Consider the following 24,058-nt stretch of genomic DNA (forward strand, 5'->3'; position numbering starts at 1 on the left):
GATTTTTCTCCTTTACCTATTCAAATCGCAGGGCCTCGATTGGATCCAGCTTGGATGCTTTTACAGCTGGCAGGAGCCCAAATACTACTCCTATTATACAACAAAAGAGCAAACTTACAAAGACAGAAAAGAGGGATAGAATATACGGATATGCTAGAGACTGGGTGATGGCAAAGCCAGAGGCGATACCAGCCACCACGCCAATAATTCCTCCCATCAGAGTTAGGATAACTGCCTCAATCAGGAACTGCTTGAGAATGATCTTCCGTCTAGCTCCCAGAGCCTTTTTAATTCCGATTTCACGAGTCCGCTCTGTCACTGAAACCAGCATGATATTCATAACACCGATACCTCCGACTAAGAGAGAGATGCTGGCAATACCTGCTAGCAAGACGAAGTTAGACTTGTTGAGATTATCCAGCTGCCGTTCAAATTCCTGCAGGTTTAGCACACCAAACATATAGTCTGATGGTGGCATCTGCTCATTGAGATAATCGCTGACTTTCTTGGCCACCTTCTTCAAATCATCGGCCTTGTGGGTTTGGACAGTCACTTCAGGACTGACATTAATGGTATCAAAAATCCGATGCCACTGCTGCAGGGGAATATAGGCCACCTTTTCCGCACCAGCTGTTAAGCCACTCTGCTCAGTTGACTCAAATACGCCAATAACCTTAAAGGGATTTCCTAAGACTTCCACATATTTGCCAATGCCATCCCCCTTTGGAAAAAGACTGTCATAAAGGGACTTTTCCAGATAGGTCACCTGCTCTTGATTTTTAAAGGCTTCTGAGTCAAATCCTTCACCTTCCAGCAGACGCTGCTGCTTGATGTCAGCGGCTGTCTGCGAAACAGCCTGAATCTTCCCAGACGACTTTTGGCTCAGGTAGTAAATCTTCTCATCTGTACCATAGGTCAGCAGAGCATTCTTGACCCCAGAGATTTCCTTAATCTTGCTTAATACATCCTCTCCCATAAAGGGAATATAAGAAGGCTTCTGAGCTTGAGATTTCTCTGGAATGGTCGGGTCGATGGCGCTTTTCTTGTCATAGACGACCTTGATTGTGTTATTGTTGCCGCCAATGAGCTGACGCTTGGTATTTTCCGTATTTCCCTCAATGATGGAAAAGATAGCGATGATAGCGCCTATCCCGATGATAATCCCCAACATGGTCAGCATAGAGCGCATTTTATGCGACAAGATTGAATTCAGAGCTACAAAAATATCTTCCATACAGCTTCCTTTCTATCCTATCGCTTTGCTCTCTATATTACCGTCCCGCAGGATAACCGTCTGCTTGCAGAGTTGGGCTACTTCCGGCTCATGGGTAATGATGACAATAGTCTTGCCCTCATCATTAAACTGCTTGAAAAGATCCATAATCTGCACACTGGTCTTGGTATCCAGAGCCCCCGTCGGTTCGTCACCAAGGATGAAGCTGGGATTGGTTACCAAGGCTCGTGCAATAGCTACCCGCTGCTTTTGACCACCGGACAGCTCCATCGGCTTGAAATCACTTCTTTCTTCCAGCCCGACCAATCGCAGCATTTCCAGTGCCCGCTCCCGTCTCTCTTTTTTAGGAATTTTCATGTAAGTCAGAGGCAGTTCCACATTTTGGCAGGCCGTTAGCTTGGGCATAAGATTAAAATTTTGAAAAACAAAGCCAATCTTCTGATTGCGCAAATCGGACAGCTGATTGTCGGACAGCTCAGACACATCGGTCCCTTCAATATGATAAGTCCCTGAACTTGCCTTATCCAAACAGCCGATGATATTCATCAGAGTGGACTTACCAGATCCAGACGGTCCCATAATAGCCAGAAAATCCCCCTCTTTCACATGCAGATCAATTCCTTTTAAAATTGGAAATTCCTGACTGCCTTGCTGATAAGATTTGTGGATATCCTTAAGCTTTAACATGCTGTCCTACCTCCATCCCTTCTTCCATACCTGCTCTCGGGGTTGAAATGGTATCCTGCATAGTCAGACCTTCTGTAATCTCTACCAAACGGTCAGAAACTTTCTTGGTCTTAACTTCCTGCAATTTCAGAGTCTTGCCTTCTACCTTCCAGACATATGTCTTGCCATTTTTATTGAAAGTATAAGCCTTATTGACAACTACCTTTCCTGCCTCGGGAGCATTCTCCACGATGTTGACATAGGAATGGGAACCCACCAACGGCATTTCACCACCTTGATCCAGCTCTACGGTATAAGGATACTTACCTTGGTTGGGATTTTCCTGTTGCTTATTCCCACCATTATTATTGGAAGTATTTTCTGCTGTCAGACTACCGACCTGAGTTACCGTACCACTCCAGCGTTTCTTAGGATCCTTGCGATCCACCACTTCCACTTTCTGGCCGACACTCAGCTTTTCACGGTCAAATTCACTGACAGTACCTTTGACCAGAGTTTTGGACTTGTCCATAATCTCAATAAAGTTTTCTTCTTCCTTTTTGGCCTTGGACTGATTAGGCAAATCTTCATTCATAGAGGTAATTGTTCCTGCTGTATCAGCAGTCACAGTATCATACTTCATCCGGTCTGATTCAGTCTGAGCTGTCACCTGAGCCTTTTCAGCCTCAATCTGAGCTGTCGTCACTTCACTATCCGCAGTCTTAGCATCGCTCAGTGCCTGAGCCAGCTCGTCTTCAGCTGACTTTATCTGCTCCAGCAATGACTCATCCTGACTGGAATTGTATTTGTCCTTGAGTGAGTTTAAGCTGGCCAACTTGCGATTATAGGTTTCCCATTTAATCGCAGCGCTGTTTTGAGCAGCTGTAATGCCATTAGCTTTGGACTGGGCATCATATTGAGCCGACTGGGCTGTCAATTGCTGCTCTGTCGCATAGGAAAAGAGCGGCTGTCCTTGTGTAACGGTATCACCATTTTTAACAAATACTTCCTTGACTTCCCCTTTAGACGGGTCAATCTTGACCTTACTGCTATTGTTGGCAACTACTTCCCCAGATAAAACCAGGCTTGTTTTTTTGCTGTTATTGACAGCTTCTTGGACTGTCAGCGAATCAATCGTCTTATCTACCATTTTCATGGCCTGTTGTTGATTGATCTGTCTAAAATACAGATAGCCTCCCAGCCCAGCACAAGCAAGAATGACCGTGCTGCCCAATAGAATGGTCTTACGATTCATTTTTTTTCTTCGAAACATATTGCCTCCAACCTACATGTTTTAATCTTTATTCAGCTTCTGAGCTAGATCCTGATCCATCTTCTGGAATTTCCTCACCATCTGCTGGGATTTGGATAACATTTCCATCAGGCATTGTGTATTCTGTTACTTCTTTGCCATCGACTGTCTTAGTTTTCTTATCAACAGCATCCTTCTGGAAGTCCACTTGTTTCCCATCCTTAATTTCTGAGTTATCTGCTTCTTTATTTCCGCATGCGGCTAAAAAGAATCCTGACATTCCGATAAGAGCAACGAGCATAGCAATTTTTTTAACGTTCATTTGATTTCTCCTTTGTTTTAGCAAGCAGGAACTTTGTTGTTTCCTGACAGTAATTGTTTTTTTGAACAATTCTATTCTAACAAAGCCATCTATCCCCTTCCTACCCACTATCTGTTTTTTATCTGTTTTTTCAAAACCAATACTATTCTTTTGAAAATCAGGCAAATCCTCCGCTCTAAGCCCTATCATCTGCTTTTATGATATAATAGTAGCAAGTAATCTAAATATACACGAGGTAATGGAATGACACAAACGGTTTACTTTGGAACCTATACTCGCAGAGATTCCAAAGGAATTTACAAAGCAGATTTTAATTCTAACAAAGGAACTTTAGAAAACTTGACCTTGGTTGCTGAAGAACCCAGTCCTACCTACCTAGCCTTTGATAAGGCTGGGCATCTCTATTCTGTCGGAGCAAAGGACGGACAGGGGGGGATTGCAGCCTTTGACCAGACAGGTCAGCTCCTCAACCATGTCGTTGAAGAGGGGGCTCCGCTCTGCTATGTCGCAGTCGACGAAGAGCGTAACTTGGTTTACGGTGCCAACTATCATAAGGGACAAGTCTTGGTTTACAAACGCCTAGCTGATGGCAGACTGGAACTAGCTGACTCAGCTACTCACCAAGGTCAAGGACCACATGCCAACCAAGCGTCTGCCCATGTCCACTACGCAGACCTTACACCAGATCAATACCTGATCACCTGCGACTTGGGAACTGATGAAGTAACCACTTATGATGTTGCTGAAGATGGAAAGATCGCTCCTCTGAACACCTACAAGTGTGCCGCTGGAGCTGGTGCCCGCCATATCGTTTTCCACCATCATTACAAAATCGCCTATTTAATCTGTGAGCTTAATTCTACTATTGAAGTCCTGATTTACGATGGAGTCGGCCATTTTGAACACCTGCAAACCGTCTCCACCTTGCCAGAGGACTTTGAAGGAGCCAATGGAACAGCCGCTATCCGCCTGTCTGCTGACGGCAAGTTCCTCTACGGTTCCAACCGCGGTCATGACTCTCTTGCCGTTTACAAAATCTTAGCTGACGGCAGTTTGGACTTAATCCAGATTGCAGCAACCAATGGCCAAAATCCAAGGGATTTCAACATCACACCGGATCAAAACCATATCATCGCCGTCCATCAAGACTCAGACAATGCAACTATCTTCAAACGTGATGCGGAAAGTGGAAAATTAACTGAAGTCTCCCACGATTTCTATATTCCCGAAGCTGTTTGTGTGACCTTTAAATAAGCAGAATTCTTGTCTTTCTATTAGAAATTTGATTAAATAGTATAAAAAATTACTAAGGAGCAACAACTATGAATCCAGTAGATTTATTTAACAAAGTAAAAGAAATGATTGAAAAGAAAGACTTTGATGGCGCCAAAAAGTTTATCGAAGAAAACAAAGACAAACTCGGTGAATACCTTGATCAAGCTAAAAAATTAGTAGCTGGAAATGAAATGGCCAGCGGTGCTATTGATAAAGTTAAAGGTTTGTTCGACAACTAAGAAAACAAAAACGCTTGAAAAATCAAGCGTTTTTTGTGTATCATTTTTTATATAATCAATGGTAAGAAAATTTGTGCTAAGCCTAGAAAAGCTAGATAACCTAACACATCTGTTGCCGTGGTAATGAAAATGGTTGAGGCTAGAGCTGGATCCTGCTGCAGTGTCTTGATAATCAGTGGTACAAAGTAACCAAATAGAGCCCCACATGCTAGATTGATCATCATAGCCAATACCACAATAACAGACAGATAGAAATTTTGATAGAAGATAAACATGACAATCGCTGCAATCAAACCGGTAAAGAAACCATTAACCAAAGCTAGCACGATTTCTTTGAATACTAAATTCCTATCTTCTTTCAGATCCAGTTTCCCCAAGGCAATCCCCTGGATAACCAAAGCAAGTGTCTGAGAGGCAGAATTTCCGCCCATTCCCGTAATAATGGGACTAATCGCTGCTAATGCTACAACTTTTGAAATCGTATCATCAAAAATTGCTACTGTCGCAGAAGCTAGAAAGGCTGTTACTAGGTTAATCATCAACCAAGGTAAGCGTTTCTTGAGTGATTCTTTGAAAGGTCCTCCAATTTCTTCACTTTCTTGGACACCACCCATCCGCAAGATATCTTCTTGATACTCTTCTTGCAAAACATCGACAATATCGTCAATAGTGATGATTCCTAACAATACCTGCCGATGATTGACGACCGGTACGACAGATAAATTATATTTGGCAGAAAGCTGTGCCACTTCCTCTTGGTCAACCTCTGGCGTTACACTCACTATCTGAGTATTCATAAATTCACTGAGTTTCATCTCCGCATCATGAATAAACAAATCACGAATATCAATCCAGCCAACTAGCGAATGATGCGCATTTCTAATAAATAAGGTATCAATAACTTCCGTATTGGGCGAAATCTCCCTCAATTTATTGAGAGTTGCTGAGACGGTCAGATTTTCATTTAAGGTAATGAATTCTGTCGTCATCAGACCACCAGCTGTCTGAGGATCGTAAGCCAACATTGCTTTCAAATTCTCTTGACTGGTATTTTTCATCATACTTAAGTATTGCTTACGCAAGTCCACACTCAAGTAACCCAAAATATCTACCACATCATCATCTGGCATAAGATGAAAAAGAGTGCTGGTACGTTTGAAAGAAATCGATTGGATAATCTGTCGTTGCAACTCCGGCTCGGCTTCTTTTAAAATCTCTACCAATTGAACATCACTAGCCATTTCCGTAAAGGTTTTGAGGAGATTCCCTTCCTCATCCTCCAAAGCCTCCAAAGAAAGAGCAATATCAATGGGATAGTAATCGTCAAATATCTGATTGAAAACTTCACTATCCTGTGATAGTAAGACCTGATTTAATAATTCTTCCATTGTACTCCTCCTTCCACTTTGCTAGTATACCATAAAAGACTGATTTTGATACAAGAAAGCTATAAAATCTTCAGTAAATCGCTCACTTTTTCAAGCATGTAGTCACAAGGAAACGCAGGGATTAGTTGATTATATTTTCCTTAGCAAAAGCTAGCATCTTGTCTCCCAATTTTTCAAGGGAAAGAGCATGACCAGTCCCACACAGTACTTCTAGGCAATTTTCTAGGAAAAGATGATAAATCTCCCTCTCATCAACTAGGGTGGTTCCTAAATCAAAAAATATCCATTTTTATATCTTTACACATCAAAAAAGCTAGGACTATGTCCTAGCTCCTCTTATATGTTGTTAGATTATTTTTTCAAGTTATAGAAAGCTTGAAGACCTTTGTATTGAGCAACTTCACCAAGTTGATCTTCGATACGAAGCAATTGGTTGTATTTAGCAATACGGTCTGTACGTGAAAGTGAACCAGTCTTGATTTGACCTGCATTAGTTGCAACTGCGATGTCAGCGATTGTTGAATCTTCAGTTTCACCTGAACGGTGTGATACAACGGCAGTGTAACCAGCTTCTTTCGCCATTTCGATAGCGTCGAATGTTTCAGTAAGAGTACCGATTTGGTTAACTTTGATAAGGATTGAGTTAGCAGCACCTTCTTCGATACCACGTGAAAGGTAGTCAGTGTTTGTTACGAAGAAGTCGTCACCAACCAATTGAACTTTACCACCAAGACGTTCAGTAAGAGCTTTCCAACCGTCCCAGTCGTTTTCGTCCATACCATCTTCGATAGTGATGATTGGGTATTTGTTTACCAATTCTTCAAGGTAGTCGATTTGTTCAGCAGCAGTGCGGACAGCAGCTCCTTCACCTTCGAATTTAGTGTAATCGTAAACTTTGCGTTCTTTATCGTAGAATTCTGATGATGCACAGTCAAATCCGATAAATACGTCTTTACCTGGAACATAACCAGCAGCTTCGATAGCAGCGATGATAGTTTCTACACCATCTTCAGTTCCGTCGAAACGAGGAGCAAATCCACCTTCGTCACCAACGGCTGTTTCAAGACCACGACATTTAAGGATTTTCTTAAGTGCGTGGAAGATTTCAGCACCCCAACGAAGAGCTTCTTTGAATGTAGGTGCACCAGCAGGTACAATCATGAATTCTTGGAAAGCGATTGGAGCATCTGAGTGAGAACCACCGTTGATGATGTTCATCATTGGAGTTGGAAGAACTTTAGTGTTGAATCCACCAAGGTAGCTGTAAAGTGGGATTTCAAGGTAGTCAGCAGCAGCACGAGCTACAGCGATAGACACACCAAGGATTGCGTTCGCACCCAATTTACCTTTGTTAGGAGTACCGTCCAAAGCGATCATTGCACGGTCGATGGCTTGTTGGTCACGAACATCGTAACCGATAATAGCTTCAGCGATAACGTTGTTTACATTATCAACTGCTTTTTGTGTACCAAGACCACCGTAACGAGATTTGTCGCCATCACGAAGTTCAACTGCTTCGTGTTCACCTGTAGAAGCTCCTGAAGGAACCATACCACGTCCGAAAGCACCTGATTCAGTATAAACTTCTACTTCAAGTGTTGGGTTACCGCGTGAGTCTAGGACTTCGCGAGCGTAAACATCAGTAATAATTGACATTTCTTACTCTCCTTATTATTTAAAATTATTTACTAGTCTATGATACCTCAAAAACGCTTTTTTTTCAAGGAAAAATAGAGAATCTAAGCAAATTTGAGAAATTTTGCACAAGAAAACGATTCCAAACTTACTATATAAATGTTTTTCCAGCAAATCAGAACAGACATTCGAGCTTTTAGAATTCCTCCTTTTATGGTACAATTTTATTATGACTGATATTAATAAAGTAATCATGGAAAAAGCTCAGGGCGGAGCCAAGCTCAATCCTGATGAACAGCGTAGATTTTTAGGGACGTTTGAGGAGCGAGTACTGGCCTCCTGCTCTATTGAGCAAGCCAACGAGACTCTCATTCGCAGTCATTTCAAGGAAATACTCAGCAGCATCATAAAAAACTGTCAACCTGTAATAGTCAAAATTTCCCCAGAAGTCGAGTCAGGCAATCAAATCTTTTATCTAAAAACCTCCAAGGAACTGGGCTGCGAGGCTACTATTGTCTCAAGCGATTACCAGTCTTCTCCTTTTGGCCTAATTGTCCATAGCGACCATCTTGTCCAAGTAGATGACAAGGACATGAGCCAACAGTTTGCTGGGCTCCTTCAGCCAGCAGAAAAACCAGCAAAAGAAAAGCGTTCCCTCTGGAAAAAATGGTTCGGATAAGATGACAAATTTAGAAAAACTTTTTGCCTTCTTTGAAGCAGAAAATCAGCGCGATTGGCAAACCTATCAGACCTTTCTTTCTGATCATGTTAGCTGGGAATTAGAAGGTGACACAATCGAAATCATCAAAGGTAAAGCAGACTACTTGACTAATATTCAAAAAGTCTACCATAAGAACCCCGTCCAGTTTCGTTGCACTTATTATCAGCTTAGTCCCAACCAGAATCGGATTGTGACCATTTTAGAAAATGACTTTGGTGACCTGTCTTGTGACATCTTCTTCTTTGAGAAAGGCATAATAGTCAAAGAAATTGAATATCTACTAAAAAAAGCGGACTAACCGCCTTTTTTCATTTTTAGTAGATTCCCAATATTTCTGGCTGTGCGAATCAGATTTTGCTCGGCCTGCTCTAGTATCTTATCTAAACTATCTGCTTGTGCAATAATCGGAAAAGCTGCCTGAATATTCTCAACTGGGAAATCCGGTAAATCATCTGCCAGACTGCCACAAATAGCCAGTACAGGGATGCCTTCTGGTGTTCGTCTTGCGACTCCGACTGGTGCCTTGCCCGCCAAAGACTGACGGTCCAGCCGTCCTTCGCCCACTACGACCAAGTCCGCTTTTTTAACTCTTTCATCAAAATCCAGTAAATTTAGACAGGTTTCAATACCCGAAACAATTTTTCCTCCGGCAAAAGCAACCAGTCCTGCTGCCATTCCGCCACCGGCTCCAGCTCCATCCATATCAATCACCTGAGAATCGACCAACTGATAGAAATCTGCCATGGCTTGATCCACTTGAGAGAATAATAAGGAAGATAGACCTTTCTGTCCTCCAAAAACAGTTGTCGCACCGCGCTCTCCGCAGAGAGGATTGTCAACATCCGTCAAAATCTCAATCTCAACTTCTTTCAAGAAAGCAGGAACCTGCTCAGCTGATATTCGAGCCACCTTTCCCAAAGATGAACCAATGGGGCACAATCTATGATTATCCATATCGAAAAATTCATAGCCTAGGCCCGCTGCCAGTCCAATCCCACCGTCGTTGCTAGCCGAACCTCCAACACCAACTAAAATCTTTCTAACACCGACTTCAGCCAGATGCAAAATTAATTCCCCTAATCCTTTGATTTCTATGGCCAAGGGATTTCGTTTTTCCTCCGGAATAGAGGCAAGTCCTACCAAGTCAGCCATTTCAAAAAGCGCTTGCTGACCATTTCTGGCGTAGGGCATTTTTACTGGCTGGCCAAAGGGTCCGGTTACGGTGTGGTAAAATTCAGCCCAGCTCAAGGCTGCTGTCAGCGCAGCCATTGTCCCCTCGCCGCCGTCACCAACCGGCAGCAAGTCAAAGCTGGCATCTGGCAAGGCCTGAGAAAATCCTGTCTGCAGAGCTTGAGCAACCTGAGCAGCTGACAAACTTTCCTTGAATGAATCCGGTGCAATTAGAATATGCATGCCTCTCTCCTATACTTTTCTATTGTCTAAAAGATCAATGACCCGATAGAGATTACATTCTTGAATCTGATAAGGAGCCTGCTCTCGCACAATTGGCTTGGCCATAAAGGCAATTCCTATTCCTGCTGCCTGAATCATAGGCAGATCATTGGCACCATCCCCCATAGCGATTGTTTGATTTAATTCCAACATATTTTCAGCTGCCCATGCTTTTAACATGGCAAGCTTGGTATCCTTAGTGACAATCTCTCCTAAGACTTGTCCTGTCAAAAACCCCTGTTGAATTTCCAAACGATTTGCCTTGACATAGTCAATTCCAAGCTGCTCAGCCAGTCTGTCCACCGTCTCATGAAAACCACCTGACACCAAGCCTACTTTATAACCACGTTTATGCAGCTCCTTGACCAAGTCCTCGGCTCCTGGCGTGAAGTGGATCCTTTCAGCAATTCGAGCAAAAATATCCTCTGGCAGACCTTTTAAAAGGGCGACCCGCTCACGTAAGGCAGCTTCAAAGTCCAACTCTCCTCGCATGGCACGCTCGGTAATAGCCGCAACCTGAGCTCCTACACCCGCTTCCTCTCCTAGCAGGTCAATCCCTTCTTCCATGATTAAGGTGCTGTCTACATCCATGACTAACAAGCCTTTGACTGTTTTCATCTCTTACTCCTTCCCAATTATTGATTAGCCATCTTATTGTTTAAATATCATTAAATCTATTTGAACAACCTTATCCTTCGATTTCATTTGGATTGAAATCCCATAGATTGTTCCACTAGAGTGTTTTATTCTTATTCGACAGGTAGTACCCTCTCGCATATCATACTTGTTTTTGAGATGTTTAAAGAGCTCAGAGTGATTTTCTGGCTGGTAGATAATATCACGAAGCTCTGTTTCAGCGCTATCAAAAGTCTCTTTCACATCCAAGGAAGCGAAATAATCTCTTTGAACAACTAAGTTAAGGATTTCTTCATCAAATAAAGGAGTTATCTCTGAGCTGTAAGTTAGTTTGCCATTAGAATAAGTAACAGGAACAGTCTCTTCTTTATCACCGATTGTTATTGTATAGTCACCTTTAATGTCAGATTGGGTAGTATCTAAATATACCTCATATTCCTTAACTTCGTCTCCGTCTTTAATATAGACACTACTTGTATAAAGCTTTAATCCAGTAAAATCCTTTTTTTCTTCTTCCAAAAATTTAAACATAGGATCAAATGTTTTCTCAAATTCGTACAGTTCTTTTGTTCTATTTTTGGGGATAGTGTAATCATCCAAACGCCAGCCATTTATCAATGTTATTGATAAAACGGCTACACCTCCAAGAATAATGAAAGTAATATATTTTTTAATCTTTTTCATTTCTTTTATAGACTTTCCGCTTTCATTTATCCCTCTATTATAACATAAGAGCCTTTTTGCTGAGAATGAAAAAAGTTCCCGAAGGAACTTCTTTTAAAAGCGAATATTTTCGCGTGTTTTTTCGTAGGATGTCACAAAACGCTCTGTCACGCCTGGCTCGACAAGATCCAAAGCTTTTGAAATGATTTCCAAGGATTGAGCGTAGTCGTAGTCATGTTCAAAGACATACAAGGACTTGTTGAAAGCTGCTTGTACGTTATCATCAAAGGAACGATAGCGGTTTGAATACTGCAGCAGCTGCTCAGTCAAGGTAGCATCTTGGACGATACGATAGGTTTCTTCTTCCAATTGCTCCATATCATTTCCTAGAATTTCCAGCCAACGGTTAACTGATTCGATATTGACTCGTGTAGCTTCCAATTCCTTCACCAACTCTTCAATATTATTGCTGGTTGAAAAGAAAATTTCTAAGAAAGAGTCTGGAATACCTGGCAAATTGCGTTTTTCCATATATCTCTTAATGGTATGCAATTTGTTGGCATAGATATTGACTTTTTGGCGAGCATTAGCATCATCTTTTTCAATCTCTGCAAGTGCTTCACCAAGAGAAATCTGCTCATCTTCGATTTCTTTCAAACGCTCTTGGATAGCTTCTAACTCTTCCTGAACCACTGAATAAGCTTGCTTGGTTTCAGAAGAATCTTCTACCGCGCTAAGAACCACATCTTCCTGGGCAGAAAGTTCAGCCTGCAACTCCTTGACATGAGAAGTTTCCGTATCAGAGATAAGGAAGGTTTGAGATAAACGTTCTATCTCTTTTTGGAGTTGCTGGTTGTTTTCCTTTGTATGAGCCAAATAGCTTGGTAAATTTTTAATCAGCTTCTCCACTACTTTGTGGGCTTCAATTTCCCGCGTAAAAATTTCATAAAGAGCGTTAATCTCTTCTTGCGCCTGCTCATTTTCATACTCAGCATTATCCAGCTCTAACGCTGAAATGTTGGCTTCATTGCGTTTGAGGCTTGCATGAAGCTGCTGGAAGCGAGACTCTATATCTGTTTCGATAAAGTGATAACCAGATTCCAAGAGCTTACGATGACCAGATTCTAAGTCTTCCAACTGATCTGGCAGTTTCACAGTCAACTCTTCAACAATGGCAGGAACTTTCTCAACGATATGTGTCAGAGCAAGGATATGATCCTCTGCCTTATCCAAGATTTCAGCTGCCTCAACCGGGTCGCCTGAAGAATTAAGAGTCACAAACTGAGAAAACTCTGATTGGATATTTTCCAGCTGTTTCTCAATCTCAGCTAGGGCTTGCCCATACGAATCTGCATTCTCCGCCACCTGAGTTTGCAGTTTTTCAAACAAATCCAGGGCATGGAGCACTCGGCCACTGTTCTTAGACTCTTGCTCTTTAAGATCTTCCAAGGCTGCACGAATCATCTTGATATCTTCTTCAATCAGATCAATCTGACTCTCAATATTGCCGATAGCATGCTTGGCTTTTATGAAACGGAAAGAATTATTGTAGCCTTCTGCTTCAAATAGATTATTTTCAATATCAGCAAATGAATTTAAGGACAGGTCTACCCATTTTTGATTCCATTCACGGAAGGCTACCTGACTCTGCCCAATCAAATGCATATTTTTTACTTCTTCAACTTCATCATTCACAGGGAGATTATAGAGTGCTTCTTTTCTCTCCTCCAAATTTTGAAGTAAAGCTTCATTTCTCTTTCTCATCAGAACTGCAGTACCATAGCCGACAACCAAAAGCAGAGCTACCACAGCAACGAGAATAACTAGTCCAATAGACATATAGAACTCCTTCACATTGTTACTATAAAGCAAACATAATGATTATATCATATTTTTGCCCATAATGGTTGATTTTTCTGATTTTTTTAGACGTCGAGCGTACTGTATACAGCATTTTCTTCGATAAATTCACGACGAGGTTCAACGCGATCCCCCATCAGCATGTCAAAAATCTTGTCAGCTTCCGCTGCATCATCCACTGAAACCCGTGCCATCAAGCGATGTTCAGGATTCATAGTTGTCTCCCACAGCTGATGGTCATCCATCTCTCCAAGACCTTTATAGCGTTGAATGGTTGGCTTGGAGCGACCTTCACTGTAGCGAGCCAAAGCAGCTTGAAGCTCTTCTTCCTGATTAGCACCTGGCTGGATATATTCTTTGACTTCACTTCCGACCTTGACACCGTAGATTGGCGGCTGAGCGATATAGACAAATCCAGCTTCCAGCACCGGCTTCATATAGCGGTAAATCAAAGTTAAGAGCAGGGTCCGAATGTGAGCACCGTCTACATCGGCATCGGTCATGATGACTAGTTTTTGGTAGCGGGCCTTGCTGACATCAAAGTCAGCACCGAAACCAGTTCCCATAGCAGTAAAGAGACTGCGGATTTCTTCATTGGCCAAAATCTTATCCATGCTGGCTTTTTCAACGTTGAGAATCTTACCACGAATTGGCAAAATGGCCTGAAATTCACGGTTACGGCCGGACTTAGCTGAACCACCCGCTGAATCCCCCTCCACGATGAAAAGTTCAGTTTCCTGCGGGTCGTTGGACGAGCAGTCGGCCAATTTACCTGGCAGATTGGAGATTTCCAAGCCAGACTTCTTGCGGGTTACTTCCCGAGCTCGCTTGGCAGCAATTCTGGCCTTAGAAGCCAAAATTCCCTTTTCAACGATTTTTCGAGCTACCGCAGGATTTTCCAAAAGGAAATCTGAGAAAGCTTCGCTGAAGAGTCGATTGGTAATCTTGACAACTTCGCTATTGCCCAGCTTGGTCTTTGTCTGACCTTCAAACTGAGGGTTAGGGTGCTTGACAGAGATGACTGCTGTCAGTCCCTCACGCACATCTTCCCCAGTCAGATTGTCCTCATTTTCTTTGAGAAGCTTATTTTTCTTAGCGTAGTCATTGATAACCCGTGTCAGGGCAGTCCGGAAACCTTGCTCATGCGTTCCACCCTCGTGGGTATGGATGTTATTGGCAAAGCTCATGACTGTTTCATGGTAGCCAGTCGTATACTGCATAGCTACTTCAACCGTAATGTCATCCATCTCGCCATCGGTATAAATCGGCGTTTCAAAGATTACATCCTTGTTTTCATTGATGTATTGAACATAGCTGGCAATCCCACCCTCATAGTGGTAATCCTTGACCTGCTCCATTCCGTCTCGCTTATCGGTGATAGAAATTCTGAGACCACGATTGAGGAAGGCCAGTTCTTGTACCCGCTTATTGAGCTTTTCAAAGTCAAATTCTACTGTTTCAGTGAAAATCTCTGGATCTGGTGTAAAGTGAACTGTCGTACCAGTACGGTCTGTCTCACCGATGATTTCTAAATCAGCGACTACATGACCGCGACGGTATTCTTGGTAATGAATCTGACCGTTCTTATAAACGCGAACATCCAGCTGAGTGGACAGGGCATTTACAACGGAAGAACCCACACCGTGCAGACCTCCCGATACCTTGTATCCGCCACCGCCGAATTTTCCTCCGGCATGGAGCACAGTAAAGACGGTTTCCACGGCCGGACGGCCTGTTTTCTCCTGAATATCAACGGGAATTCCCCGACCGTTATCCACTACTGTTATGGAATTGTCTTTTTCGATAAAGACTTGAATGTGACTGGCAAAACCAGCCAGCGCCTCATCAATTGAGTTGTCAACAATTTCCCATACTAAATGGTGCAGACCTTCCTTGGAGGTCGAACCGATATACATCCCTGGACGCATACGAACGGCTTCTAGGCCTTCTAAGACCTGAATCTGACTGGCATCATATTCCTGGGCTTGTATATCTTGCTGCTTTTCTTCTGTCATAGTGTTCCTTTTCTAATCAATATCTATAAATTCCTCAAGATGCTGCATATTATCAAAGAGATAGGTGTCAAAACCAGCTGCCTGCCCTGCTTGAATATCCAACGGACGGTCACCAATGACCAAGCCAGAGGCAATCTGATACTTGTCTTTTAGATAGAGCATGGAGTCTGGAGAGGGTTTCCTTGGAAAACCATTTGCAGCTGTCACCACTTCTGTAAAAGCTGATGAAATGGCAGTTTTCTCCAAGATTTCCAGCACTTGATTGTCCCGGTGGGAGACCAGAAAGTTCCGACCACCCTTGGCCACAATCCGCCTAAGCAAGTCTGCCGCTCCGTCAAATAAGACAGGGTGAGTCAACTCTTCTGCTTCATTGGCCTTATAAAACTTTAAAAAGTCTTTTTCTTGGGGAGCAAACTGCCGGACTGCATAGTACGTAGACACCTTGAGGGCCTTATAAACTTCATCGTGACCAGCTTGCAGACCGTATTCTTTCAAAGTCTGAACAAAAGCTGCAGTCGAAGTTTCATAATTATCCAAGAGTGTTCCACCTAAATCCCAGATGTAATCTTGATAATTCATACCTTTCATTATACCATAATTTTCATGAAAAAGGGGCTAATATTTGCCTGAATCCAGCACTTTTGCGACTTTTTTCAAGCCTTTTTCTAAACAAAATATCTCAAAGAATCTAAAATTTAAAAATGGCTGCTGGTTTCGTCCTTTTCAACAGCTCTATCCCCCTACCAAATAGAGGACGGCAAAGATGCATAGTGGTTCAAAAAAGCTGGGACATTCCTTGAGTCCCAGCCTATTTTTAGTTTCCAAATACATCTGTATAAAGCATAGCATCAGCCAACTGGTCAGCGTCTCCACCCAGCTGACGAACCAGCTCATAAGCAAAAGCCAAGGCAGTTGATGGACCACGACTAGTAATCAACTTCCCATCAACAAGAACTGTTTCTTTACGGTAAGTTCCATTTTTAATATTGTCTCGAGCACCATCATAGCAAGTGAAATACTTACCAGTCAAGATACCTGCGCGGTCAAGAGCAATGGGAGCGGCACAAATGGCAGCGATGAATTTATCCGCCTGCTGAAAATCCTGCAAAAGCTGCATCAGGCGGTCATCATCACGAAGATTGGCCGATCCTGGCATCCCCCCTGGTAAAATAACCATATCATAGTCATCCAGTCGGCCCTTCCAGACCTGATCTGCTTTAACAGTGATGGCATGAGAGCCAGTCACTGATTCATCAAAACCAATCATATCACAGACAAGACCTGCACGGCGCAAGACATCCACAACTGTCAAGGCCTCTATTTCTTCAAAGCCGGGAGCTAAGAGTAAAGCTGCTTTTTTCATGAAAATATCCTTTCTGAGATGAGCCAATCACAAAATCGCATCTGATTTGTGAGTCAAAAACTTACTTTATGTTTATTTTAATTTCTTCAGTACGACTTTTTTTCGGACTGCAGGAATTCGCTCCTTCTTTTCATCCGTCAGGCTGTTCTGATAGGAGACGGACAGCAGGAGACCAACACCGATAAGATTACTGATGATGGAAGAGCCGCCCTGTGAAATAAAGGGCAGCGGAATCCCTGTCAGAGGCAGAATCCCTGTCACCGCTCCAATATTTTCAAAGATATGGAAGAGCAGCATCATGATAAAGCCGGTTGAGATATAAGTATAAAACTGGTTGTTGGATTTAATCGTAATCTTGAGCATGCGATAAATCAGCAGTAAATAAAGCATGATAACCAAGGTCGAGCCTAAGAAACCAAAATCTTCTGCAATGACGGTGAAAATCATATCGCTCTCCCGAACAGGAACCAAGAGATTCGAAACATTAAAGCCTTGACCAGTCAGACCGCCGCTTCCGACAGCGATTTGTCCCTGTGCTTGCTGGAAAGTGGTCGTCTGAGCGTAATCAAAAGGGTGAAGCCAAGCCAAAATCCGATTGATTTGGTAGGTTGGCATGCCTAGATTATGCAGAAAAGCACGGCCGCCATCGGAAATAAAGATAAAGAGAAATCCTCCCAACAGCAGGACTCCCGTCAGAAAGACCGGCAGGATAATCTTCCAAGAAACACCTGACAGTAGCACTATGCCACCGTATATAGCAACAAAAACCAGAGCTGTCCCCAAATCACTCTGAAGGGTTAACAGAACCAGAACAGGCACAGTGTAGAGCCCAAGCTTAAAAATTAGAAAAAAGTCTAAAGCTAGGGTTCGCTCATCCTGCTTGTGTTGCTGGAGAAAATGGACCACCAGCCGCGACAGCATAAGGATGTAAGAAATCTTCATGAACTCCGAGGGCTGAAAGAGGGTCACCCCACGAATAGCAATCCAGTTTTTAGCACCAGTGGAGGCGACCAACGATTCACTGTAAAAAATCAGAGGCAAGACCATGAGGCCAAGACCAAAAACATAGAGATAGGGCGTGATTTTCCAAAGAAACTTGGTGTTAAAGAACATGAGGATAAAGCTGAGCAGGAAGCCCACCGCAATCCAGGCAATCTGCTGCCCAACCATGGGCCAAGCATTGTCAGGATAATCATGACTAACAGCAATGTAAATAGCCACAACACCGATTGAGAGCAGCATCAAAACAGGCAAAATTAAACTATAATCAATCCGAGACTCAAACGTCCGTCTTTGATAGGGCATAGTCCCTCCTTTTTAGAAAAAATACTGGATAATCAAGCTAGAAACAGCGACGCAAAACCAAGCGAAGGCACCAGTCAGCAAAGGCGCTGCTCCTGCTTGCTTAAACTGCTTAAAGGAAACCTTTGCGCCAATAGCTGCCAAGGCCATAGCCATCAGCCACTGAGAAATGAATTTTGTATAGGGGATGACAGCAGCCGGCAGAAATCCAAAACTGCTGATAAGTGAAGCTAGGACAAACCAAGCTATAAACCAAGGAAAAATTTGTTTCAAGTTTGTCTTTTGTGCTGACTGCTTAGACTTGATATAGCGATAAGCTGCGAAGATCAAGCAGGCCGGTACAATCATCAGAGCCCGACTAAGCTTGACAATGGTCGCCAAGTCGCCAGCTGACGGGCTATATGTGTAGCCTGCCGCCACTACTGACGAAGTATCATTGATAGCTGTTCCGGTCCAAGTCCCGAAAAAGGCATCCGACATCTGCAGCAAATGCCCTAAAAAAGGGAAAATGAATACTGCTAAGATATTGAAAAAGAAAATAGTGGAGATGGACAGAGCGATTTCCTCTTCATCAGCCTCCAAGATTGGTGAGGCGGCCGCAATGGCAGAGCCACCGCAGATGGCTGTTCCAAAACCTATTAAAATAGTCAAGACGCGGTTCATCTTAAAGAAACGGCCAGCCAGATAAGCCGCCAGAAAGGCTATCAGAATGGTGATAAGACTGATACGAAGAGAAGAAAGCCCCGTCTCAGAAACCTGACCTATGGACATGGAAAATCCCAAAAAGATAATGGAATACTGCAGCAATTTCTTCCCTGAATAGCTGAGTCCTTCCTGAAAAACAGCTGGCAGCTTCATGCTGTTGTTCAAAACAATCCCAAAGACAATAGCCAAAACACTAGAGCCTATCAAGGGAAGCAAACCGCCTAAAAAGATAGAAACAGCTGCTATGCCAAAAGATAACAGAATTCCTGGTAAATATTTTTTCACGAACACCCCTTCTTTCCTATGCCTCTCATTATAACAAATTTTGTCCCAAAAATCTGAATGAACCTAAAAAATCAGCTGATAAAACTCAGCCGATTTGAGATAGCTTCAGTCAAAAAAGTCTTGTAACTCCTGCATAATGGCTGCCTCTGGCAGAATATCCAAAGAAGCCAATTGTGATAGATGATGCTGAATCTGCTTTCCATAGCGTTTACTAGAAATGCGATTGTCCAAAAGAATAACAGCTGATTTCTGATGCTCATTGCGCCGAGTCCGGCCAATAGCCTGCTTAAGCCGTAAGATGGCAAGAGGCAGTTGATAATCATAAAAGGCATTCTTACCTTCCGTTTTCAGGCGGCTGTTGATCTTCTGCACAAAGAAATCCTTGGGATTATCAAATGGAATCCGAGTGATTAGCTGAATAATCTGATCTTGCTCAGCAAAATCCGCCCCCTCCCAGAAGCTGCCAGAGCCCAAAAGGATACCTGCCTCTCCTCTATCAAAACGCCGCTTGATATTGCCAGCATCGCCATTTTTATATTGGGCCAAATGCGGCAGAGCCAGCAAGTCCGAAACAGCCAAAAGCAAGTCTTTAGAGGTGAAGAGGACGACGATAGGCAGACCAAGTTCTGCTACTTCTTGCAGGCAAGCAACAATCTCTCGAGCAAAATCTTCAGTTGACAAATCCACTACTGCTGGAAAACTTTCATCTAAAAAGAGCTTCTGCAGTGGCTTCTTCTTGCTCTTCAGCTTGTAAAAGTGATAACTTTCAAAGCCTAGCAACTGCGCCAGATTGACATTAGAGCTGATTTCCAGAGTGGACGAAACCAAGATAATCTTAGCATTTTCAGGTAAAAAATCGGTAAAATGCAGCAATTCCGAACGGCCAGCATGCAGAGTCATCAAGCGATGATCTGCCAAAACTTCATCAACCAACCAATAATACTGGTATTTGCCACTGAACAAGTGCTGTAGCTCAGGCAGTGCACTAGTCTTTAACTCGGACACATCCTGAAGCAGTCGGGCAATCTTTTCCGGACTTAGCTCAGATGCTTTCTTGCGATGCTTCTCTGCGGCATCAGCCAGCTCAAACTGAATGCTTTGCAAAAGCCGTTGCTGCAGAAGTTCCCCTTCTTCCTGAAGGAGATGATTTATCTGCTGCAGCGTTTTAGTCAGATTTATACTGGCCTGGGAGAAGCTTTCCAAAGCGAAAAACATCTTCTGAGCTTCATCAACTACCAGAACACGATTGTCCAGCAAAGACTGGTCATCCTCTAAACGCGTCAGCAGGTAAGCATGATTGGTAATCACGACTCGACTGGTGGCCGACTTGACCTGTCCCAACCGCCAAAAATCTTCCTCATAAAAAAGAGATTGTTTGCTTAGCTTGCCATCATGACGGATTTCATTGAAGTAGCTTGAGAAGCGATGAGCTTGCCCGATTTCGTTCAAATCACCTGTTTTAGTTTCTGTCAGCCAAACCAAGAGTTGCAGCTTGCAGCGATTAACCAAACGGTTGTCATATTCCCTGTCCAGTGTCTGATAGAAATGGTCCAGCTTGATATAATTCTCCGGACTCTTGAGACTGTGAAAGGAAATACCAAATACTTCCTCCAACAATCGCCCTTCCTTTCGCAACAGCTGGTCCTGCAGAATCTTAGTCGGAACCGTCACTAGTACTTTTTCTTGACCTCTAGACAAGATAGGCAGCAAGTAGCCAAAGGTCTTACCTAAGCCTGTCTGCGCCTCTAAAAAACTAGCCTCCTGCTGGTCCAGAGCTTCCTCCATAAAGCGAGCAAACTTGAGCTGTTCTGGCCGCTCTTCTAAGCCCAGCAGGTATAGATTGGTCAGGAAATCCTGCGACAGCTTCTTTTCCGAAGTCAGCTTTTGGGGACGTCGCAGGAAAATACCATGGCAGGATTGCAGTTCCTTATCTTGCTGATCCGGCATTGTCTGATAAACTTCCTCGATAGCCAGACGCGACTCATAGATAATGCTATCCGCCAAAGTTAGCATTTTCTCAACCAAGGCCTTGGGCAGGCTCTTGATTTTGTCTTGTATTTTTAAAAATAGCTGAGCCGTTGCTTGAGCATCTGCCAGAGCAGTATGGGCGTTTTCCAAAGAAATATCCAGCAGATCGCAGAGATTACCCAAGGAATATTTATCAAAGGTCGGGTAAAAGACCTGAGACAACTCCACCGTGTCCACACGCGGTGTCAGCAAGTCAAACCCTTCCCAGAAAAGGGCCTCCGCTAGTAGATTAGCGTCAAACTTGACATTATGAGCGACAAAAATCGCATCCTGAATCAGCTCATATACCTCCGCTGCTACCTGAGAAAACTCCGGGGCTCGGCCAAGCAGCTCATCATCCAAACCTGTCAACTCTTTGATATGCTCATCCAGTTCCTCATGAGGATTGACATCTGTTTCATAAGTCTTAGTAATGATTCCATTTTCAATCAGAACAATGCCAATCTGGATAATCTTTGCACTGCTGCCCGTTCCTGTAGCCTCCAAGTCCACAACGGCATACTTATAATCATTTTGTGTCATACTGCTATGATTATATCATAAAAGCCTTTCTGAGACATCTGAAAATTTTCAGCCCTAGCCTAGAAAGCAATTCTGTGCAAAAAATTTTCTTTTCTGTTACACTCAATAGCAGAATACATTTTCCGAGGAAATCAGATGAAAATTCATAAAATTATCAACCTTGTTGCTTTTGAAAATACCTATATCTTAGAGAACGATCAGGGTCTCCTAGTCATCGATCCTGGCAGTGACTGGAAAAAGATTGAGCGCAAGCTGGAGGAACTCGCCAAGCCTGTGATTGCTATACTCTTGACCCATACCCATTATGACCACATTATGAGTTTAGAAAAGGTCCGAGAGCACTATGCTGCCCCACCTGTCTATGTGGCTGAGAGCGAAAGCAGCTGGCTCTACACACCGACAGATAATTTATCTGGTCTGGCGCGCCATGCCGATATGGATGATATTATCTGTCGACCAGCAGAGAAGTTTTTCTCCTACGAGACAGACTATGATCTTGGAGGCTTTCACTTCTATGTGCTTGCAACACCCGGCCACTCCATCGGAGGTGTCTCTCTAGTCTTTCCAGATGACCGCCTTGTTTTGACAGGTGATGCCCTCTTTCGGGAAAGCATCGGACGAACGGATCTGCCGACTGGAAACATGGAGCAATTATTGACGTCTATTCGTGAGAAACTTCTGGTATTGCCCAAAGACTACGCTGTTTATCCTGGTCATGGTCATGATACCACTATTTCACATGAAAAAATCTTTAATCCATTTTTAGCTCAGTAGCCATTTAAGCAATACCTATAACAAAAACAGAGTTTGAAATTCTTCAAACTCTGTTTTTTTACGATTTATTAAATCTTCAAGAAACGTCTCATAGAGATGATAGATCCCAATGATCCGATAAGAATTCCCAACACAAAGAGTGCTGCTATCATAATCGGACTAAAGAGTTTTGGATCAATCATAGAAAGTCCTTGACCTACCAAGCTCTTATTCATAGTCTTGTAGGCTATACCATATGTCAAATACACTACAAGTGACGGAACTGTTGCTCCTAGCAAGCCAATCCATGCTCCTTCAAACAGAAATGGTCCGCGGATATAGCTATTCTTGGCACCAACCAAGCGCATGATTTGAATCTCGCGACTTCGGGAAATAATGGTAATCCGAATAGTATTGGAAATGAGAAGGATAGCAATGAAAATCAGAAGCGCTGTCCCAATCAATCCCCATGTTTGGATGAAATTAGAAAACGCAAAGAGATTTTTGGTATTGGTACCACCATTTTGAACCTCTGAAACACCATCAATCTTACGAGCATCTTTTGTAACAGATTCTACATACTTAGGTGCCTTGGTCTCAACAATATAAGCATCGTAAAGAGGATTATTTTCTTCATCAAAAACATCCCACTCACTACCCATGGTCTCTGTTAGCTTATTATACTGCTCTTGCTTGCTAGAAAAAGTAACCTTCTCTACATTTTTCATAGAAGTCAGAGCATCATAAACCTTGTGGTAGTCCTCATTCTGAACTGTTTGACCTTCTTTTACAATCGTTTCGCTATTATCGAAAACATCCTTACGCATGTATACCATGACGCGGACATTATTGGAAATATCATTTGCCAGCTTAGCTGTATTTAAAATTACTGAAGCAAAAACAGCCACTAAGCTCAAGGTAATCATAACCGAGCTGACAGCCGCTACAGTCATCCAACCATTCCGCGTAAGACTCTTAAGCGACTCAATCAAATGACGAAAAAATCTTCTAATCATCGTATCCGTATTCTCCTTCCGCTTCATCACGTACCACACGGCCATTTTCAATAGCAATAACGCGGTGACGCAGAGTATTTACAATCTGGCTGTTGTGGGTTGCCATCAGGACAGTTGTTCCCTGAAGGTTAATCCGCTCCAGCAGGTTCATAATCTCCCAAGAATTATCTGGGTCCAAGTTTCCTGTCGGCTCATCCGCAATCAGGACTTTAGGGTTGTTGGCAATCGCACGCGCAATGGCAATCCGCTGTTGCTCACCACCGGAAAGCTCATTAGGGAATGAGCGAACCTTGTGCTTAAGACCAACTAGGTCCAGCACTTCCATAACCCGCTTTTTAATATTGCGGCGGCGCTCACCGATAACTTCCATGGCGTAAGCAATATTCTCATACACCGTCTTTTTAGGAAGAAGTTTATAGTCCTGAAAAACGACTCCAACCTGACGGCGCAGCATTGGAACATCGCGCTTCTTAATCTTAGCTAAGTCGAAATCAGCTACTTTCAGACTTCCCTTATCCAGCTTTATCTCCCTGTAAAGCAAACGAATAAAGGTTGACTTTCCTGCTCCTGAAGGACCTACAATATAGGCAAACTCCCCAGGTTCTACATTAATAGACACACTACGCAGAGCAGTGGTCCCGTTGCCATACTTCTTGACAACATCTTTCATTTCAATTATTGACATCTATTGAAATTTCCTTTCAATCTAATTCTAATCTCTTACAT

General features: G+C 43.0%; 23 protein-coding genes. 5 read left to right on the forward strand and 18 right to left on the reverse strand.

Going from position 1 to position 24,058, the window contains the following annotated elements:
• Window positions 1-16 precede the first annotated feature (16 nt).
• From RWX26_RS07410 to RWX26_RS07425, 4 genes are read right to left on the reverse strand one after another with little or no spacing between them, the layout of a single operon-like run.
• Window positions 17-1,234: an ABC transporter permease gene (locus RWX26_RS07410; protein WP_268701385.1), complete on the reverse strand. Its 1,218-nt coding sequence runs from the start codon at window positions 1,232-1,234 to the stop codon at window positions 17-19.
• 12 nt (window positions 1,235-1,246) lie between these two features.
• Complete coding sequence (locus RWX26_RS07415) at window positions 1,247-1,921, reverse strand: ABC transporter ATP-binding protein (RefSeq protein ID WP_002895848.1); 675 nt, start codon at window positions 1,919-1,921, stop codon at window positions 1,247-1,249.
• Window positions 1,908-3,173 (reverse strand): efflux RND transporter periplasmic adaptor subunit, encoded by a 1,266-nt coding sequence (locus tag RWX26_RS07420; RefSeq protein WP_314580448.1) that lies wholly within the window; start codon window positions 3,171-3,173, stop codon window positions 1,908-1,910. The genes RWX26_RS07415 and RWX26_RS07420 overlap by 14 nt, the downstream gene beginning before the upstream one ends.
• A gap of 28 nt (window positions 3,174-3,201) precedes the next feature.
• On the reverse strand, window positions 3,202-3,474 hold the full coding sequence (locus RWX26_RS07425) for a hypothetical protein (RefSeq protein ID WP_002895853.1): 273 nt from the start codon (window positions 3,472-3,474) through the stop codon (window positions 3,202-3,204).
• A gap of 243 nt (window positions 3,475-3,717) precedes the next feature.
• Between RWX26_RS07425 and RWX26_RS07430 the strand changes: the two genes are divergently transcribed.
• Together RWX26_RS07430 and RWX26_RS07435 are read left to right on the forward strand one after the other, a co-directional pair.
• Window positions 3,718-4,728 carry a lactonase family protein gene (locus tag RWX26_RS07430; protein ID WP_314580450.1) on the forward strand — a complete coding sequence of 337 codons (1,011 nt, stop codon included), beginning with the start codon at window positions 3,718-3,720 and terminating at the stop codon, window positions 4,726-4,728.
• 68 nt (window positions 4,729-4,796) lie between these two features.
• A complete protein-coding gene (locus tag RWX26_RS07435; RefSeq protein ID WP_314580452.1) occupies window positions 4,797-4,988 on the forward strand; it encodes a hypothetical protein in 192 nt (63 codons plus the stop codon).
• 47 nt (window positions 4,989-5,035) lie between these two features.
• On the opposite strand, the gene mgtE is transcribed toward RWX26_RS07435, so the two are convergent.
• Together mgtE and eno are read right to left on the reverse strand one after the other, a co-directional pair.
• The gene (gene mgtE, locus RWX26_RS07440) at window positions 5,036-6,376 is read right to left on the reverse strand and encodes a magnesium transporter (protein WP_314580455.1); all 1,341 of its coding nucleotides are present in this window, start codon (window positions 6,374-6,376) and stop codon (window positions 5,036-5,038) included.
• Between the two features lie 351 nt (window positions 6,377-6,727).
• On the reverse strand, window positions 6,728-8,032 hold the full coding sequence (gene eno, locus RWX26_RS07445) for a surface-displayed alpha-enolase (RefSeq protein ID WP_314580457.1): 1,305 nt from the start codon (window positions 8,030-8,032) through the stop codon (window positions 6,728-6,730).
• A 208-nt stretch (window positions 8,033-8,240) separates the two neighbouring features.
• Between eno and RWX26_RS07450 the strand changes: the two genes are divergently transcribed.
• Both RWX26_RS07450 and RWX26_RS07455 read left to right on the forward strand, forming a co-directional pair.
• Window positions 8,241-8,690 carry a DUF1694 domain-containing protein gene (locus RWX26_RS07450; RefSeq protein WP_125377508.1) on the forward strand — a complete coding sequence of 150 codons (450 nt, stop codon included), beginning with the start codon at window positions 8,241-8,243 and terminating at the stop codon, window positions 8,688-8,690.
• A 1-nt stretch (window position 8,691) separates the two neighbouring features.
• Complete coding sequence (locus RWX26_RS07455; RefSeq protein ID WP_314580462.1) at window positions 8,692-9,030, forward strand: nuclear transport factor 2 family protein; 339 nt, start codon at window positions 8,692-8,694, stop codon at window positions 9,028-9,030.
• Here RWX26_RS07455 and RWX26_RS07460 read toward each other — a convergent pair.
• The 10 genes from RWX26_RS07460 to RWX26_RS07505 form a co-directional block, all read right to left on the reverse strand.
• Window positions 9,027-10,145 carry a glycerate kinase gene (locus RWX26_RS07460; protein ID WP_314580464.1) on the reverse strand — a complete coding sequence of 373 codons (1,119 nt, stop codon included), beginning with the start codon at window positions 10,143-10,145 and terminating at the stop codon, window positions 9,027-9,029. The genes RWX26_RS07455 and RWX26_RS07460 overlap by 4 nt on opposite strands.
• Window positions 10,146-10,154: 9 nt before the next feature.
• A complete protein-coding gene (gene serB / locus RWX26_RS07465; protein WP_002900631.1) occupies window positions 10,155-10,802 on the reverse strand; it encodes a phosphoserine phosphatase SerB in 648 nt (215 codons plus the stop codon).
• A 33-nt stretch (window positions 10,803-10,835) separates the two neighbouring features.
• Window positions 10,836-11,504 (reverse strand): hypothetical protein, encoded by a 669-nt coding sequence (locus tag RWX26_RS07470; RefSeq protein WP_314580471.1) that lies wholly within the window; start codon window positions 11,502-11,504, stop codon window positions 10,836-10,838.
• Between the two features lie 93 nt (window positions 11,505-11,597).
• Entirely contained in the window at window positions 11,598-13,322 is a 1,725-nt protein-coding gene (gene ezrA, locus RWX26_RS07475; RefSeq protein WP_011836769.1) for a septation ring formation regulator EzrA, read from the reverse strand.
• 86 nt (window positions 13,323-13,408) lie between these two features.
• On the reverse strand, window positions 13,409-15,358 hold the full coding sequence (gyrB, locus tag RWX26_RS07480) for a DNA topoisomerase (ATP-hydrolyzing) subunit B (protein WP_002895870.1): 1,950 nt from the start codon (window positions 15,356-15,358) through the stop codon (window positions 13,409-13,411).
• A 12-nt stretch (window positions 15,359-15,370) separates the two neighbouring features.
• A complete protein-coding gene (locus RWX26_RS07485) occupies window positions 15,371-15,937 on the reverse strand; it encodes an HAD-IA family hydrolase (protein WP_314580475.1) in 567 nt (188 codons plus the stop codon).
• A 235-nt stretch (window positions 15,938-16,172) separates the two neighbouring features.
• The gene (locus tag RWX26_RS07490; RefSeq protein ID WP_314580477.1) at window positions 16,173-16,721 is read right to left on the reverse strand and encodes a DJ-1 family glyoxalase III; all 549 of its coding nucleotides are present in this window, start codon (window positions 16,719-16,721) and stop codon (window positions 16,173-16,175) included.
• Window positions 16,722-16,793: 72 nt separating this feature from the next.
• Window positions 16,794-18,026 carry an FtsW/RodA/SpoVE family cell cycle protein gene (locus RWX26_RS07495; protein ID WP_314580480.1) on the reverse strand — a complete coding sequence of 411 codons (1,233 nt, stop codon included), beginning with the start codon at window positions 18,024-18,026 and terminating at the stop codon, window positions 16,794-16,796.
• Window positions 18,027-18,038: 12 nt separating this feature from the next.
• The gene (locus RWX26_RS07500; protein WP_314580482.1) at window positions 18,039-19,019 is read right to left on the reverse strand and encodes a YeiH family protein; all 981 of its coding nucleotides are present in this window, start codon (window positions 19,017-19,019) and stop codon (window positions 18,039-18,041) included.
• Between the two features lie 99 nt (window positions 19,020-19,118).
• Entirely contained in the window at window positions 19,119-21,563 is a 2,445-nt protein-coding gene (locus tag RWX26_RS07505; RefSeq protein WP_314580484.1) for a bifunctional DnaQ family exonuclease/ATP-dependent helicase, read from the reverse strand.
• Between the two features lie 135 nt (window positions 21,564-21,698).
• Between RWX26_RS07505 and RWX26_RS07510 the strand changes: the two genes are divergently transcribed.
• Window positions 21,699-22,337, forward strand: a complete 639-nt coding sequence (locus tag RWX26_RS07510) for an MBL fold metallo-hydrolase (protein ID WP_314580485.1) — start codon at window positions 21,699-21,701, stop codon at window positions 22,335-22,337.
• A gap of 68 nt (window positions 22,338-22,405) precedes the next feature.
• Here the strand turns inward: RWX26_RS07510 and ftsX are convergent, their stop codons facing one another.
• Entirely contained in the window at window positions 22,406-23,332 is a 927-nt protein-coding gene (ftsX, locus tag RWX26_RS07515) for a permease-like cell division protein FtsX (protein ID WP_009660576.1), read from the reverse strand.
• Window positions 23,325-24,017, reverse strand: coding sequence for a cell division ATP-binding protein FtsE (gene ftsE / locus RWX26_RS07520; protein ID WP_002895890.1), 693 nt, complete (start codon window positions 24,015-24,017; stop codon window positions 23,325-23,327). The genes ftsX and ftsE overlap by 8 nt, the downstream gene beginning before the upstream one ends.
• Window positions 24,018-24,058: the final 41 nt, after the last annotated feature.

This window comes from uncultured Streptococcus sp., assembly GCF_963536705.1.
GTDB lineage: Bacteria > Bacillota > Bacilli > Lactobacillales > Streptococcaceae > Streptococcus.